Raw genomic sequence first — 17,340 nt, forward strand, 5'->3', positions numbered from 1 at the left:
GTCCTCGCTTTGCACTTTCAAAATTAGAACATAGTTTATAACGCAGAATAATCTCGAAAGTTGCGCCTTTAATTCTTCAAAATTATAGAAATAATGCCCTTTTACCCGAACTAGTCATATTTGAAAAAATATAAAGAAAATAGGCATGCTAGTATTATAAGCGATATCTGAAAATGATGACCTTAATTTTATTTAAAATCTTTTATACGTTAATTACCATATAATTTACACTTCAAGTTCTTGCAAAAAAGCGCGAAGCCCTTCTCTCCAATGCCGAAGATCATTAAATCCATTGGTTCGAATTGCTGAATGATCCATTACGGAATAAGCCGGGCGGGGAGCCGGACGCGGGAATTGCTCGGTTGTACAAGGCTCCGTTCGGATGGAGATGCCGCGTTCTTCAAAAATTGCTTGGGCAAACTCATACCAGGAGCATGTACCGGTATTTGACGCATGATAAATTCCGTAGGCCTCTGACTGCACTAGTTCGATCAAGAATGCAGCCAAGTCATACGTATAGGTAGGAGACCCGATTTGGTCATGGACGACGGTAATAGTATCCCGGTCCAAAGCAAGCTTCAGCATCGTTTTGACAAAGTTATTCCCGTATTTACCATAGACCCAGGAAGTTCGGACGATAAAGTACCGATTGCATAAAGATTGCAGCAGCGCTTCCCCGGCTCGCTTCGACTTCCCGTACACGGACTGGGGATTCGTATTGTCGTATTCGTTGTAAGGAGTCGAACCCTTGCCGTCGAATACATAGTCGGTACTGATATAACAAAGCTTCGTATTTTGTTCTTGTGCGGCTATCGCCATATTGCGGGTGCCGAGCGCATTGACGCGGTAAGCTGCGTCCGGCTCCGCCTCCGCCTGGTCGACCGCTGTATAGGCTGCAGTATGAATAACAGCGTTAGGACGGACGTCAGCCAGCGCTTCACGGCACTGTGCCAAATCCGTAATATCCAACTGATCCCGTCCGTACCCGACAATATGGATTCGTTCGTCACCCATACGAACCAATTCTTGCCCGAGTTGACCATTCGCTCCCGTCACAAGCAATGTCAGCTTCGGCTCGCTCATTGCTTCGTTCCCAGCCGTTCTCCGTATTGCTTATCGTAGTAGCTCTGATAAGCTCCTGAACGAACCTGATCCATCCAATTCTTATTACTCAAATACCAACGGATTGTCTCGACGATTCCTGTCTCGTAGTTGAACTTCGGCTTCCAACCCAGCTGTTCACGTATTTTTGTCGCATCAATCGCATATCTGCGGTCATGACCTAGGCGATCTGTCACATGAGTGATAAGCGATTCAGGCTTATTCAGCTCTTTCAAGATCGTATTGACTACTTGAAGGTTCGTCCGCTCGTTGTTGCCGCCGACATTGTAAACTTCTCCATTCTCGCCCTTGCGGATGACAAGATCAATCGCGCTGCAGTGATCCTCCACGTATAGCCAATCCCGCACGTTCAATCCGTCGCCGTATACCGGCAATGACTTATCCTGGAGCGCGTTCTGAATCATCAGCGGAATTAACTTTTCCGGGAACTGAAATGGGCCATAGTTGTTCGAGCAACGGGTAATGTTCACTGGCAGGCCGAACGTTTCATGGTAGGCGCGTACAATCAGGTCCGCACCGGCTTTGCTGGCCGAATACGGACTGTTCGGAGCCAGGGGCGTCGTCTCGGAAAAGAGGCCATCAGCCCCGAGTGTACCGTAGACTTCATCCGTCGACACCTGGACAAATTTTTGAATTTGGTATCGCTTGGCTAGATCCAACAGCGTCTGCGTGCCAAGAATATTCGTTTTGACAAATACGTCCGGCTCCAAAATGCTTCGATCTACATGAGACTCAGCCGCAAAGTTGACCACCACGTCGATGCCTTCCTCGAAAATCGGTTGAAGCGCGGTTCGGTCTGTAATATCCGCTTTAACGAATCGATAATTCAATAGAGACTCAACAGCGCGCAAATTTTCCAAATTGCCCGCATAAGTCAAACTGTCAACGTTAACTACGATATCTTCCGGATGTTCACCCAAAATATAATGAACAAAATTGCTTCCAATAAAGCCGGCACCGCCGGTAACAAGCAATTTCATGATTTAGCAATCACCTTTCGAATTCAAAATTGTGCTCGGCTTCCGACAAAACCGGATGACGTCCATCCTTTTCCGAAAGAATCGGCTTATCGGTCGGCCAATCGACTCCCAGCGCCGGGTCGTTCCATGCAATTCCACGATCATGTTCAGGCGAATACAACTCATCCACCTTGTACAGCACTTCCGTGTTCGGTACCAGCGTGCAGAAGCCATGCGCAAATCCTTGAGGGACGAGAAGCTGGCGCTTATTGCCTGCCGACAAAATAAACCCCTGCCACAGACCAAATGTTGGAGATCCTCGGCGAATATCTACCACAACATCATAGATGGCGCCGGCCGCGACTCGAACAAGCTTCGTTTGTGCTTTCGGATTCAATTGATAATGAAGCCCGCGCAACACTCCCGCTTCTGCAGACAGGGAGTGATTGTCTTGAACAAATATATGCTCAATGCCATTAGAGGCAAAATTCTGTGCATTATACGATTCCATAAAAAATCCCCGGTTGTCACCAAATACAGCCGGGTCAATCAGCTTCACACCGGGAAGTCTTGCTTCGGTCACTTTCATCTCATCTACACCGGCCCTCTCCCAATTCGATGTTACAGTTTCAGTTTTCCGAATTCTTCTCCGAACAGAATGCCCTTCGCTAACTCATTGGCTTTCGTCAAGGACACATGGGTTCCGGCGTCTGTCCACCAGCCCTTTAGAATGTCATACCCCAACTCATTCGCATTGATATAGGCGTTATTCACATCCGTGATCTCAAGTTCTCCACGGGCTGAAGGCTTAAGCGTACGGATAATGTTGAATACTTGAGCATCGAACATATAGATACCGGTGACTGCGTAATTGCTCTTCGGATGTTGCGGCTTTTCCTCGATCGACACAATCTTGTCCCCATCAAGCTCAGGTACGCCATAGCGCTTCGGATCAGGTACTTCCTGGATCAGAATCTTGGCCCCTTTGCCTTGTTGACGAAAGCTTTCGACATACGGCGCAATGCTGTCGGAGAACACATTGTCTCCAAGGATAACAACCATCGAATCATTACTAACGAATTGCTCCGCAAGACCAAGCGCTTGTGCGATCCCACCCGCCTCGTCTTGCACTTTATATGTGAATGTGACGCCCATTTCCCGCCCACTTCCGAGCAGATTTACGACGTCTCCCATGTGATCCTTTCCCGTTACAATCAAGATATCCGTAATGTCCGCTTCTTTCAACTTTGCAACTGCATGAAAAACCATCGGATATTTGCCGACTGGCAGTAAGTGTTTATTTGTTACTTTCGTAAGCGGATATAGGCGAGAGCCAGTGCCTCCGGCCAGAATGATGCCTTTCATACCTCAGTCTCCTCTAACTACTTGGTTTTTTAAATGATTTAACAATATCAGGAATATAAGCGACGCTAATTACAATATAAAATAATAATAACGGATAAGCGGATGATAAATAAAGGACATTAATTGCTGGAAATGAGCTAACGTCGATCATAGAAAGTATTCCTAGTCGAATAAGTATTGTTCCCAATAATAGAATGCTAGCAATGGAGAGAACTCCCAGCAAGCCCTTTCTTACCGTTAAATATAAGGAGGCTAATGTTATGACAATAGCTAAAGCAGTCATTACAGGAGATAAATATTGGTACAACTTCCCAATGGCATTTAGTATTTTAATTTTAAGGCTATCAATCTTATCTTGTTTAAGATTACCATCAACAGAAACAGAGTCTATATACACATGCAATTTATCAGCCTCTAAATTATTTGTGCCTTTTAATCTTACTTGACCGATTATGTTGGAGCCTTCCAGAATGTTCAAAGTATAATTCCCGTAATTTGGTGCCAATATCTGAAATCTAGCTTGCTTTGCATTGTTAAAATCTGAACCTTGGTTTAAAAAGTATTGGAACACATCTTCGCTTTCACTATAAGTAATTTTTGAATCCACAGGTTCGTTAGAATCATTCACAAGTTGCAATGTAATTTTCTGTTCCTCTTGAAAAGCCCATCCACTTATTAGAACCTGTTTTTGAATTGACTTTTTATTGTTGTTTGTTAAATCATCAAACAATTTATATAAGTTTTCGTCTCCAACACTCATAGAGGAAGTAGCTGAAAAACCTGAAAAGGACACAAAATACTTTGTTGCATCAACTAACGTGTTCATTAGCGGTTTAAAATATTCTTTATTCCAAGGAGGCTGCATTGATTTTCTTTCTGGACCACACACCAATTCTCCAATATAACATGCATAATTTACTTGATCTGCCAACTCTTTATAGAAGTGTTCTGCAGTTTTGCCATTTTGATAATAACCCGCTAAGCTCACAGCATCGCGCAACGCCCACATAAACCACCCGCCCTCAATATCACCTGTTTTTCTCTCGCTACTTTTAATCCAGTTTTCCCCTGACTTACCTTCTAAATAAGGTCTTAACTCTGCGAAGAGAGGACTAACTTGGTAAATCTTTTCTCTTGCCTCCTTTGGTACGGGAACAACAGGATTCCAATTATCTACTTTTACTCTCGTTAATGAACTATAAGCTTTAACAAAATCATTTGATCTGAATTCCACTACGTTGAAAACGCCATATTTAGCCTTATTAATCAGTGATACTGTTCCAACGACTCCTGCCCACACGATAATCGGAACTAAAAAGAGGAAAAATATACGCTTAATAGTTAATGTTTTCTGTTTAATTATCGAAAGAAATAAAAATAAATAAACTCCTATAATTAATGGTATGATCCAGATTCCTTCTTCTCTCGTTAACCAAAAGCAGGAAAACGAAACACCCAAAACCAAGCTCCACCAAAGTAATTTGAAGTTTTTTTCGTCTCTTCTAATAAATAAACCAAAGATACTCGAAATAACAATTAATGTTAAAGCAGGGTAAATCCCCTCTCTTATAACTCGTGTCATGGGACCATCTGCGTAACTAATAGGATTAAATAATAATACAACATACAAAATACAAATCATTCTCTTACTCATTATAGGCTTTAGTGCAATTGCCAAACACCAAACGGAGAAAATATAAAATAAATGTTCCGATATTAATAGTGGAAGTCCTGAAATAAAAGACAGTGCAATCCAAATTGGATAAAAAGGACCTTTTGCTAGCGTCAAGTTGTTATAACTACCCAACCATTCACCGCTTAATAATGCATTGGATAAATTTAAGAACAATCTATCATCATGACCGGCATTTCCAATTGCCGTCATTGATTGACCCATCACAAGCCAAAGCTTCAAAAACGTCAATAAAATAATTATTAATATGTAATATTTACCTTTTATTCTAATTTTCGCAACCATCTACTTCCTCCACTTTTTTCTTTTTAAACACAAACAATGAATTTAAACTGTAGGTTAAAATGCTGGTAATTAACGTCCCAATAACAAAAGATGCAGTGTCAGCAAATGAAATAATAGCAATTCGGGATAATAGATAGCGGATTAACAGTGATAGAATAGTTGTAGAAAGAAACCCAATTCCAGAAACAACAAAAAAATTAACAACAAGCCGAAAATTTGTGGATTTTATTTTGTTATTAAACGTAAGATGGCTATTAAGGATATAACTAACGCAAATACCGATTATATAAGCTAAAGCTACTGAAATGACATATGAAAACACACTACTATTATTTAAAAAATATTGAAACACTTCTCGAGCCGCAACCGTAATTATTCCGCTTGCGGCTCCAACCATTAAATATTTTAAATATTTGGTATATTCACCAAATATACCCTTAACCATCTTGTCTGGTCCCTGTGCCTTTCTTAAGACTAATTACTCCAAATAAAAAGCTGGAGAAAATAGTCTGAACCCCAACAATCACTAATGTTAAGGATGGAATCGTGATACGCATTACAGTACCAGGAATTAAGTTCCCAAATGACTCTGCCCCCCATGCTGCTAGAGCCCATACAGAACCAACTAGCCCCAGTAGAAATAACGTAGCACCTGCTAGAACCCCCTTCTCCACTGAGAATTTTCTCAATATCCGATTGATGCTATTAGTTGTGGGCATAATGCCTGCTAAGACGCAATACAATTTCGAAAATATAGAGAAACACATCAATTCTACACCTAAAATTGTTACCATTGCTGCATAAAGCATAGTGTTTATATCAAATGTTACCTTAGAAATAGTAATAGATCCAAGTGCCAAGATTGCTGTGCATATAACTCCAATTGCAAATAATATAATTCCGGGAATCAAAAATAGCCAGCGAGGACTATACATTAACAAGAATTTCAGATGTCTCCAACCATCTCTCCAACTTCGCAAATGAGGAGGACGACTTCTTCCGTCAGGAGATAGAGTTGAAGGAACTTCAGTAATATTTAATTGATGTAATGTAGCCTTAACAACCATTTCACTGGCAAACTCCATACCTGGTGTCTCAAGACTTAGTCTTAATATTGAATCTTTGTTAAACCCTCTCAAGCCACAATGGAAGTCACCAGCAGGACTTTTAAAAAACAGTCTGCCGATCCCAGATAAAACCGGATTTCCCAAATATCTATGTAAAGGAGGCATTGCCCCCGGTTTGATACCTCCTTTGAAGCGATTCCCCATGACCAAATCGTAACCTTCACGAAGTTTTTCAACAAAGCCATCTAAAGCAGTAAAGTCATAGCTGTCATCTGCATCTCCCATGATAATATACCTACCCCGAGCCGCATTAATCCCACCAAGTAATGCACTACCATAGCCTCGATTTTCGACATGTACAACTCTTGCCCCATGCTTTTCTGCAATACTCTGAGAGCCATCCGTGCTTCCATTATCAGCAACAATAACTTCTCCAACAACTCTACTCTTTTCTAGAAACGATCTTGCCTTATCGACACAAATAGCCAAAGTTTCAGCTTCATTCAAACACGGCATTAAAATCGTAAGCTCGATTTCTTCCTGAAATAATTGCCTTGCTAGACTCATTTAATGTCCCTCCAGACCGTTTTCTGTCGATATTGTCCTAGTTCTATTTTACCTATATTACTAACAAGCTCAAGCTACTCTTAATATAAATGTCGTAACAGCTGATCTAACAACTTGAGTTGCCTCATTAGCCTACAACCCGACGCACCGGATGATGGAAATTGGACGACTTGTATATATCCTGATACCACTTTTCTTTACAGATAACCAATACGATGTATTTTGTATATTCTTCACAGCAACAGCCCCTTTTGCATGTAGTTTCGAAACTTCCATTTCAAAAAACTATATGCAAAATGGAGCTGCTTTAACTTAAATTAAGTTTTGAAGATAAAAAATTAGTCCATTTATGTTTTTCCAACATTGTTAATACTACAGTAATTAACAATCACCTTGATCTATAACTCATCCAAGCTTCCTTAAACTCTTCGCCATACGCCACCGCCATCCCAGCATAATTATTAATAGTTTCAAATACTACCTTTCCATTCGCCCCCATGCGTTGCCTCTCCGATTCGTGTGCAACCATAAACTCCAATTTTTGAGCTAACTCATTTATTTCTCCCGGTGCATAAAACAAACCATTTACATTCGGTTGAACTTGCTCAACAATACCGAAAACCGGTGTTGTTATGATTGGCAAGCCGCTGCTCATTGCTTCAAGAATTACTCTAGGGTAACTTTCTATCCTAGAAGTGCAAGTGAAGATATCTGCAATGGCATAGTACTTAGGAGCCTCTGAGGTCTCAGGTATTACTAGGACATTCTCTTTTATTGAAGGATGTAACCTGTTTCTTATTTCTTTAAGTTTAGAACTATATTCGCTAGGACGATCTCCTACAATTAAAAATTTACATTTTCGTGCACTGTCCAAATTCATTTTTTCAATAGCCATTACCAAATCCTGCTGTCCTTTGCGGTCGCAAACCGTTCCAAGTAAAAGAACAACAATATCATCATCTGAGATTCCAAGCGAATTTCTAACTTTCTTTTGGTCATAGTTTGAGACTCGCTTAAGAAAATTCTTACTCTCTAATCCATCACGGATGGTAATAAAATTGTTTCGTGAATTTAATGGCATGAACTTCTCTCTACTGGCATCCGATACAAAAATAACCTTATACGGATAATCAAAACATTTCAAAGCGTTTGACGCAATTTCGGAATCAAAGTGATTAAAGTAAGTCTGCCATGGCTCACTTTCCCGCGGATTCCAAATTGATGGAATATCCATATGTTTAGCAGCCTCAATAACATAAAAGGTTTGTAGCGTGTTACCGTAAATGAGCTCAATGCCCCATTGAGCAACTCTATCAGAGAATTCTTTAATCGCTTGTCGATATGCTTTATCTCCGTATACGCCGATCAATGGATGATCAAAGATATGGACTGGAATTCCTTGTTCCTCATAAGCCGCTCTTAAAGGGCCATCATGAGGACAATAAACAACAGGATCAATCACTCCCAAATCTCTTAATTCCACTGTTAATTCAAATTGACAATATGGAGCACCCTCCCAGTTCAAGTTGAATGCACACATCAAAGTCTTTATCGGTTTTAATTCTTTTGAAACTACTACCTTAGAATTAATTTCAAATCTTTCATTTAACAATGAAAGATTTACATTATAATACGGATCTGTCCAGTTACCATACTTCTGGCGAAATGCTAAAGCTTCTCTTGGGTTATCCACGAACCCTCTAGTATAACCTTCATAATGTCTCAACTCCGCCGAAGCACAATAAACCATACGGTAGCCGGCGTTGTAGAGACGATAGCAATAATCTACATCATTGTATGCAACTGCAAAATTCTCTTCATCAAAGCCACCTATTGACAAAAACAGATCTCTCGATGTTAACATGCATGCGGCAGTAACAGCGATTGTATTCCTGGTGACATTAGCCAAACTCAAGTAACCATTGTTCCAAGACGGAAGCAACTTAAAGGATGGACCTACCATGCCATGGTAAAGTCCATGTGTAATTCCAGCGTGTTGAATGCGACCATCAGGAAAAATCAAACGTGCGCCAACTGCCCCAACTCCTCTGGATTGAGAATAGCCCACCATTTGAGATAACCAATTCGGACTTATGATTTCCGTATCATTGTTCAGGAATACTATTAAATCCGCTTCCACTTGTTTTACTGCTTGATTATTAATATAGGCAAAACTAAACTTACCGCCGGGATTTGATATTTTTAGTACATGATGTTCAAGCGTATTTAAATAAGACAAGGTATCTGGGTCATTGCTGTCATTATCAATAACATACACTTCATAGTTTTGGTAAGTAGTTGTTTTTAAAGAATCAATACATTTTTTTAAAACTTTGTATTGATTCTTAGTAGGAATTATAATTGCCACCTTAGGCCCATTGTCTGGAAATGAAGCTGCAAAAATTCCGCATGCTGCTTTTTTAGCCCAATCAGGTTGAAAAACTTGAGCCTCAACTCCGCGTCTTTTAAAAGCCTCTTGGACTGCTTTGCGACCAGCCTCTATACTCTCTGGCTTGGCATCCCCGCTTGAGGCGGTGGAACCTGGAAGCACTCGCCAATGATATAGAATCTTAGGAATATGCCCCACATTTCTTGCGACTTCAGTCGCTCTTAAAGCAAGATCGTAATCTTGCGAACCCTCAAATCCAACTCGAGTTCCCCCTACCTTGTGAAAAAGCTCAGCTCTAATAGCAACAATATGACTTAGATACATAAATGACAGCAACAATTCAGGGGACCAGTCCGGTTTAAACTGTGGGGCAAACCGGTTCCCATTAGCGTCGATTTTATCATCATCCGAGTAAAGTACATCTGTCTCCGGTTGAGCATTGATATACTTTACAATCTCGCCCAAAGCATCTGGGGCTAGCTCATCGTCATTGTCCATAAATACATAAAATTCGCCATTAGCCAACGAAGCAGCTACATTCGTAGCTTTGCTAATATTTCCGTTCTGTGCGCAATATTCAACCTTAATGCGATTATCCAAAGACGACCACTTCTCTAAGGTGCGTCTTACATCTGGATTAGTACTAGCATCATCAGCAATACAAAGTTCCCATTTTTCGTAAACTTGATTCACAACACTTTCCAACGCTTTTTCTAAAAAGGCAATTGGCGGATTATATACGGGCATAATAATGCTAAAAAGCGGAAAAACATTCAAAGAATCTAATTCCTCTTCTAGCAAAACTTTTTTTCTTTCATTCCAATGATTAACCTCTAACCATGTATCGTATGGATCAATGGGCTCTGCTGGTGAAAATCCGACAGGAGGCTGGAGTTGATCCTGATGTTGCCTTTGTCGACTGGCCCATTCGTAGTATGCTTTACGAGCTAATGGTTTTATTTCTGACAAGCGAGGATAGCGTCCTCTTTTTTGCTTCCAGTCGTTAAGTTTAGCTAGCCCGTATTTAAGGAATCTAATACCCTTATTAAATTTCAGGGTCTTTGCTTTAAACTTTTCCCCCAATCGAACTGTAACGTGTGAAGATTTTATCATGCTAATTTCTTTGACTATAAATTCACCATCACACTCAATTGGATCCAATCTTATGACTTTTACTTCTGGGTCTATATATATATATTTATAATTTAAACCCTGCTTACCAAGGTCATAGGAATACTTTTCATTGAAACCTTTCCCATGATCAAAGTAAATCCGTGCCTTCCCTCCACCGGCCATCTCATAATCGATGTGAAAGACAACTTTAACCCAACCGGTTAGCCACTTGTCGATATGAAATTGCGGGTCGTTACCATTGGAAATCCAATTTGCGGTTTCTTTCGATTTTTCCAACTGGTAAATTGGACGAAGTTTGAGGTGCATTTTTTTTCTGGTTATAAAATAGCCCAGCTGAATTAGACTTCTTTTTGGATTTTTTGCCACTTGTCCCAAGAAACGTAGCGGTCGAGTAATAGTCCAAGAACTAGATGAAGTCACTTCGTTAATTTTCGCTTCTAGTTCTCTAATTTCATTTAGTAATCCATCGAATTCTGCAGTCTTTTTTTGAAAGCTTTCTTCTAATAAAGTATTCTGTTTTAGAGTAGTGCTTAATTGAAATTCTAATTCTTTCACTTGGTCTTCAAGTTTAAGATTTTTGTTTTCTAAATGCCTTAGTTCTTTTTCCTTTTTTAAAATAATTTCATTTTTAGAAGTCAATTCTTCATCTTTAGAAATCAATTCGCTAATTAGAAAATCAATAACATTTTCACTTTGAATGAATTCCAAATTTAAAAAGAATTTCTTCCCGGTTGACAATTTAGGAAGAGCAAAGTAAATTTGCGGGTCAGAATCTTTACAAAATAAAATTTTTTCAGTTTCGTCCTCAATGATAGTCACACTCTCATTAACTGACAACTTTTTCTCCCAAAGAATAGAATGCCCGTCTTCGTCTACCAAGTCTAGATTCAGAAACTTTACATAACCAATAAAATTGATTGGGTCAAATCTAATTTCTCCCTCTAAAGATGAATCAATCTCTGTATTAATTACAATACGTTCGTTTTCAATAAAATACTTCAGCGATTCTTCCTCCGAATACTGCCCGTCAACTGGAAAAAAAAACTGAGCAAACTTAAAATTAAGTTTATGCTTCAACTCTTCATTGTCAATTTCATAAACGGTTTCTTTATTTCCCAGTTCTTCTTTTCTTTTGCTCACAGTAATAAATTGATACACATGCCCATCGGGATTAGATTCCAAAACAGTTCTAAACCCATTATTCACCAACCCGTAATTTTGCTGGAATTCTGTTTCCTCCGGGGATGCAAAAGTTGCCGAAATTAGTAACGGTTTCAAACCAGCCTCATCTAACATAGATAACAAGCTTTTTCGAGTAAAAAACTTAAGATGAGTATTGTCTAATAATCCTAAGTCACGATAATTAAAATCACCTTTGACCAAATCCATAATTATTGCATTATGGCCTATATTGGGTACTGAAACTAATACTGTACCCTTGGGAGCCAAGAGATTCGTAGCCTTTTTTAATGCCTCAACCGGATTTTTCAAGTGCTCAAGCACGTCCGCACATATTATATAGTCGAATTTTTCGTCCAGCAGTTCTTTATACCAGTGATCCTCCTCTAAATTTCCCACAATCGTTCTAACACTATATTGAGAAGCTATTTGTGCAGATTCTGGATCATACTCGACGCAAACAACACGACATCCAAGTTGTTCTTTCATGTGCCGTGTCATATACCCCGTAGCAGGACCTAACTCCAAAACATAGGAACTAGGTTCAATATGCTTTAATATTTTTGTATGGGATGTTTCGATAGACGAATTAAAATCATGATCATACTTTAGCATATCGTTTTTGTACACTCTCCTTCGAAGACCATGAGTGCTCAATAAATGTTAGTCCTTCGGCAAAATATTCTCCAGAATGCACGTGGAACATCTTGTGTCTTGATTTGTAATCCAGAATCACAACGGCTGAACTCTCAAAAAAACCGATATCTATAAAGTAAGTTCCCGGCAAAAGTTTCATTTCCGAATAATTTAGGACTAATTGGTGCTCACCCGGTTCAGTTGGTAAATTTATCGAATCAAGTTTAGTGTTGAGTCCACAAATATAATTGTTTTGCTTGTCATAAATCGCAACCCCGCCCACGATTCCGTTTAATTTCTCTTTTAAAGTATAAGAAATCTCAACTGAGAATGGATCACCAAACTTAAATCGGTCTTCGTCCTTGTTGTCTGTATTTTTAATATTTACTTTATCTATAACTAAAACTTGATGGGTCACTGGACTTCCAATCAGTGCAGGACTATTTTGTTGATCCCCTTCATATTTCATGAAGTCCTGATATTGTTCAGTTACTGTGTTTACATCTCCACGCAAATGGATTTTCCCATCCATCATCCAAATAGCTTGATCACAAAAGTTTCGAACCATGAATGAATCATGGCTTACAAACAGAATTGTTTTGCCTTCACTTTTCAATTTTTTTAATCTTTCAATACACTTAAGTTGAAACCTCATATCCCCTACAGCTAAGGCCTCATCTATGATCAAAATATCGGGATTGACGTGAATGGCACAGGCAAACGCCAGCCTTACAAACATACCTGATGAATAAGTCTTTACAGGTTGATCAATGAATTCGCCAATTTCAGCAAACGCCTCAATTTCGGGCATTTTTTTCATAACCTCATCAATACTTAGCCCCATAATAACACCGTTGGTCATCACATTCTCGCGACCAGTAAACTCCGGGTTAAAACCGCTCCCCAGTTCAAGCAAAGCCGAAACTCTTCCATTAACCTCCACTTGCCCTGATGTAGGTTTTAATGTCTTGGCGATAATTTGAAGAATCGTGCTTTTACCTGAGCCATTTCGTCCTATAATGCCAATACATTCGCCTTTCTTCACAGTAAATGTTAGATCATTAATCGCCCAGAATTCTCGATATAATTTCTTTTTAGATTTAAATAGACCCTGCCACAGCCTATCTTGTGGTTTGTTATATACTTTAAAAATTTTGCTTACATTTTGAATTGATATCGCTGCTGTATCAGAGGACATCAGCAAAGCCTCCTTTAGTACGCTTAAACACAAAATATCCTACAAAGAAAATTGCAAACCCAACTATCATATTTGAAGAAAACATGTTCCAATCAGGTTGTTTAGCGAATACAGCAACTAATCTCATGTTCTCTACAATACTTGACAGAGGGTTGCCCACGTATAGAAATTTCAAAGAGTCAGGAACTGCATCCGCCGAATAAAATATTGGCGTTAGTAACATTAATGCTTGAATAAAAACACCAATGATTTGCCCTACATCTCTAAAGTAAACTCCTAGTGCTGATAAAAGCCACCCCAGACCTAGTGCCAACAATACTAAAGGAACTAAAATCAATGGGATCAGCAAATATGTCCAGGAGATCGATTGCTGCGTAATTAGATTACCAAGAAGTAATATGAATAAGCTTATTCCACCCTGAACCAATGCCGAACCCAACACAGTAATGGGCAAGATTTCCAAAGGAAATACAACCTTTTTAACATAGTTAACATTGTTTATGATTAACATAGGAGCTCTGCTAACTACTTCAGCAAAAATATTAAACGTAGACAAACCTGCAAATATAATCAGGGCAAATTGCATTGTATTGTCACTTTGATCAGGCCAACGTGATTTGAAAATTTGACTGTATACAAAAGTATAAACAATCAACATTAACATCGGGGTAAGAAAAGACCAAAGCACTCCTAAATAGGACCCCTTGTACCTGATCAATACTTCTCTCCAAGTTAATTGTTGAATAAGTTCTTTATTCAAAATAAACATTTTAATAATGTTAAACGGAAAGTTAATAATTCTTTTGACAACAGATACAAAAATCACGTTAATACCCACTTCCAATTAAGATTTGCACTTAACCCCATTTTCCAAAAAAAGCTATGACTCTTTTTGGAATCTACTCAATGGGTATCACAGATGATGTTATTTAAGAATGTTGTCGAAATTCGTCCACAATCATGCCTAACATTATAACACAAGTTTTTCTTTATTCTTCTCAAAGCAAGAATATAATTTACATATTATCTGCTACTATCTCAAGACATTCCACATCCACCCTGTCGAGAAGAATTGTAAACTATATAATTACAAGCCCTTCCTACACTGTTACCTAATTTAACGACATCAATCGCTGAAAGTTGCTTTAAACTGCAATAGTCAAGAAACCCTAAAGCGATTTGTGCTGTTCTTAGAAATATTAGAACTAGTTGATGACTTTCTCAGCTGTTATTAATCTGCAACTTGAGAAAACATAATTGAAAAAACTTAATTCGGGGTAGAACAAATGGAAAGCAAAAACGTATTAATATATAGGTCTTTGATGGTATTATATTATCATGATTAAATTGTAAGAGGTGGAAGAAGCGCCGTGATTCGAAAATATTCGCGGGTTCTCACTCAGTTATATGTGCTTACAGATGCTGCAGGCATGGTCCTTGTCTTTCTCGCGGCCTATTGGCTCAAGTTTTATAGCGGCTTGATGGTCAAGGTGGGGGCTCTGCCGTTCCAAATCTATTTTTCCAGAACGCTCATTTTCATAGTGGCTGCCATTCTAATTGGATACTTTGCGGGATTCTACGCGCCGCGGAGGAAAAAGAGCTTGGGATCGGACATCTGGACGATCTTTAAGATTCAGACGACGAGCCTCGTCTTTCTCGTGGGCTTCTTATATGCCGCGAAAGAAGTACATATCTCACGGGAATTTTTGCTCCTTTTTTATGCATTGAATCTGTTCGTCCTGTCGGCCTATCGAATCGTTCTGAAGCAATTTCTCAATCGGATCCGTCGCAAAGGCTTTAACAAAAGGTATGTGCTGATCCTTGGCGCAGGTTCGGTCGGCCGCGAATTCTATGAACGGTTGCAGCAGTACCCGGAGATGGGATATGAGGTCTTTGGCTTCTTGGACGATCATGCAACGGAGCATCCTCATGGGTATGCGCACCTGAAGCCGATCATCGGGACGCTAGATGATCTGGAATCGATACTTCAGATCAACCCGATCGACGAAGTTATTATCGCACTGCCATTGGACGCGCACGGCAAATATCCGGCGATTATCGACATCTGCGACAATGCCGGGGCGAAGACGCTCATTATTCCGGATTATTTCGACATTTTGCCGGCGCGTCCGTTCTTCGACAATTTCGCCGGCATGCCGATGATCAACATCCGAGACATTCCGCTCGATGAATTCGGCAATCGGATTGCCAAGCGGGGCTTTGACATTGCCTTCTCGTTAATCGCGCTTCTCGTTTCAACTCCTTTCCTGCTTATTGCGATTGCTGGAATCAAGCTGACTTCTCCAGGCCCGGTTTTCTTCATCCAAGAGCGAATGGGACTGGACCGCAAGACGTTTCGCATGTTCAAACTGCGGACGATGCACATCGCGGATTCGAAGACATCCGACACTCAGTGGACGACCGAAAACGATCCTCGGCGCACTCGGTTCGGTGCGTTGCTGAGAAAGTTGAGCGTGGACGAGTTGCCTCAGTTTATTAATGTCCTTAAGGGGGACATGAGCGTTGTCGGCCCGCGTCCGGAAAGGCCTTATTTTGTCGAGCAGTTCAAACGGAAAGTGCCGAAGTACATGGTGAAGCACCACATTCGTCCCGGTATCACGGGGTGGGCGCAGGCGAACGGCTTGCGGGGGGACACGTCCATTAAAGATCGAATCGACCATGATCTGTTCTACATCGAGCATTGGAGCTTCTTGTTCGATCTGAAGATCATCGCGAGAACGATACGCAAAGGGATTGTGGATAAGAATGCATACTGATCTTGAGCAAGAAGTTCGAATATCCGTGATTATTCCAACATGGAATGCCGGTCCGGAGCTGGGTCCGTTGCTCGATAAACTGCTGGACCAGACGCTCCCGCCGCTCGAAATCATCGTCGTCGACTCTTCTTCTGATGACGATACGGTGGCTATCGCCCGCAGTAGAGACGTTCGACTGCTCGGCATTGACAAGAGGGACTTCGACCACGGCGGAACGCGCAATTACGCTGCCAGGCAAGCTAGAGGCAATGTCCTGGCTTTTTTCACTCAGGACGCGATGCCGGCCCATCGGGAACTACTCGAGGAACTGACGCGGCCGCTGTTGGATCGTTCGGTTGCTTATGTATATGGACGGCAGCTTCCTCGGGACGATGCTTCCCTTCTCGAAAAGCTTGTTCGAGGCTACAACTATTCGGAGGAAGCCATTCTGAAGAGCAAAGACGATCTGCCGCGCTTGGGGATCAAGACTTTCTTCTGCTCCAACGTATGCTCGGCCATTCGCAAAGAGCTTTTCGATCAGATGGGGGGATTTGCGTCTCCCGTTATTTTTAATGAAGATCTGTTTATGGCTGCCAATTGTATTCTCGCCGATTACCAGGTGGCCTATGCCCCCCTGGCGAAAGTGATTCATTCCCACGACTTTTCTTTTGTTCAGCAATTCAGACGATACTTCGACAACGGAGTCTCGATGCGCAGCAATCCTCAGGTCCATCGTTACTCTTCCGTCAATAACGAGGGGAAGCGGATGATCGTTTACCTGATCCAAGAACTTACTCGCATGAAGCGGCGCCGATGGATCCCGAAAGTGATTGTCGAATCCATCGTGAAATTTGTCGGCTTTCAACTCGGGAAACATTACGACAGGCTGCCCGAATCCCTATGCCGCAAATTATGTTCAAGCGATCGGCTGTGGAACAAGGTGCAGATGCTGCAAAACGAAGCAACTCCTATGTAACACGCTTTGGAGAA

The 17,340-nt window shown here is 40.7% G+C and carries 12 protein-coding genes; 2 read left to right on the plus strand and 10 right to left on the minus strand.

Annotated elements, in window-relative coordinates; translation table 11 throughout:
* Positions 1–225 precede the first annotated feature (225 nt).
* The 10 genes from rfbD to H7C18_RS15300 all read right to left on the minus strand — a co-directional run bounded on the left by rfbD (position 226) and on the right by H7C18_RS15300 (position 14,420).
* The gene (gene rfbD / locus H7C18_RS15255) at positions 226–1,068 is read right to left on the minus strand and encodes a dTDP-4-dehydrorhamnose reductase (protein WP_185129977.1); all 843 of its coding nucleotides are present in this window, start codon (positions 1,066–1,068) and stop codon (positions 226–228) included.
* An 11-nt stretch (positions 1,069–1,079) separates the two neighbouring features.
* Positions 1,080–2,102 (minus strand): dTDP-glucose 4,6-dehydratase, encoded by a 1,023-nt coding sequence (gene rfbB, locus H7C18_RS15260; protein ID WP_185129942.1) that lies wholly within the window; start codon positions 2,100–2,102, stop codon positions 1,080–1,082.
* A gap of 10 nt (positions 2,103–2,112) precedes the next feature.
* Positions 2,113–2,670, minus strand: a complete 558-nt coding sequence (gene rfbC / locus H7C18_RS15265) for a dTDP-4-dehydrorhamnose 3,5-epimerase (protein ID WP_185129943.1) — start codon at positions 2,668–2,670, stop codon at positions 2,113–2,115.
* 32 nt (positions 2,671–2,702) lie between these two features.
* Complete coding sequence (locus H7C18_RS15270) at positions 2,703–3,446, minus strand: sugar phosphate nucleotidyltransferase (protein WP_185129944.1); 744 nt, start codon at positions 3,444–3,446, stop codon at positions 2,703–2,705.
* Between the two features lie 13 nt (positions 3,447–3,459).
* Positions 3,460–5,424 (minus strand): hypothetical protein, encoded by a 1,965-nt coding sequence (locus tag H7C18_RS15275; protein WP_185129945.1) that lies wholly within the window; start codon positions 5,422–5,424, stop codon positions 3,460–3,462.
* The gene (locus H7C18_RS15280) at positions 5,408–5,869 is read right to left on the minus strand and encodes a GtrA family protein (protein ID WP_185129946.1); all 462 of its coding nucleotides are present in this window, start codon (positions 5,867–5,869) and stop codon (positions 5,408–5,410) included. Before H7C18_RS15280 ends, H7C18_RS15275 begins: the two co-directional genes overlap by 17 nt.
* Entirely contained in the window at positions 5,862–7,058 is a 1,197-nt protein-coding gene (locus tag H7C18_RS15285) for a glycosyltransferase family 2 protein (protein WP_185129947.1), read from the minus strand. Before H7C18_RS15285 ends, H7C18_RS15280 begins: the two co-directional genes overlap by 8 nt.
* A 388-nt stretch (positions 7,059–7,446) precedes the next feature.
* Complete coding sequence (locus H7C18_RS15290) at positions 7,447–12,390, minus strand: glycosyltransferase (RefSeq protein ID WP_185129948.1); 4,944 nt, start codon at positions 12,388–12,390, stop codon at positions 7,447–7,449.
* Positions 12,362–13,594, minus strand: coding sequence for an ABC transporter ATP-binding protein (locus tag H7C18_RS15295; protein ID WP_185129949.1), 1,233 nt, complete (start codon positions 13,592–13,594; stop codon positions 12,362–12,364). The genes H7C18_RS15290 and H7C18_RS15295 overlap by 29 nt, the downstream gene beginning before the upstream one ends.
* Positions 13,584–14,420 carry an ABC transporter permease gene (locus H7C18_RS15300; RefSeq protein ID WP_337913542.1) on the minus strand — a complete coding sequence of 279 codons (837 nt, stop codon included), beginning with the start codon at positions 14,418–14,420 and terminating at the stop codon, positions 13,584–13,586. Before H7C18_RS15300 ends, H7C18_RS15295 begins: the two co-directional genes overlap by 11 nt.
* A gap of 544 nt (positions 14,421–14,964) precedes the next feature.
* On the opposite strand from H7C18_RS15300, the gene H7C18_RS15305 reads away from it, so the two are divergent.
* Both H7C18_RS15305 and H7C18_RS15310 read left to right on the plus strand, forming a co-directional pair.
* Positions 14,965–16,371 carry an undecaprenyl-phosphate glucose phosphotransferase gene (locus tag H7C18_RS15305; protein ID WP_185129950.1) on the plus strand — a complete coding sequence of 469 codons (1,407 nt, stop codon included), beginning with the start codon at positions 14,965–14,967 and terminating at the stop codon, positions 16,369–16,371.
* Positions 16,361–17,326 (plus strand): glycosyltransferase family 2 protein, encoded by a 966-nt coding sequence (locus tag H7C18_RS15310; RefSeq protein ID WP_185129951.1) that lies wholly within the window; start codon positions 16,361–16,363, stop codon positions 17,324–17,326. The genes H7C18_RS15305 and H7C18_RS15310 overlap by 11 nt, the downstream gene beginning before the upstream one ends.
* The last annotated feature ends 14 nt before the right edge of the window (positions 17,327–17,340 follow it).

Origin of the sequence: Cohnella zeiphila (genome assembly GCF_014212055.1) — a bacterium.
Classification (GTDB): domain Bacteria; phylum Bacillota; class Bacilli; order Paenibacillales; family Paenibacillaceae; genus Cohnella; species Cohnella zeiphila.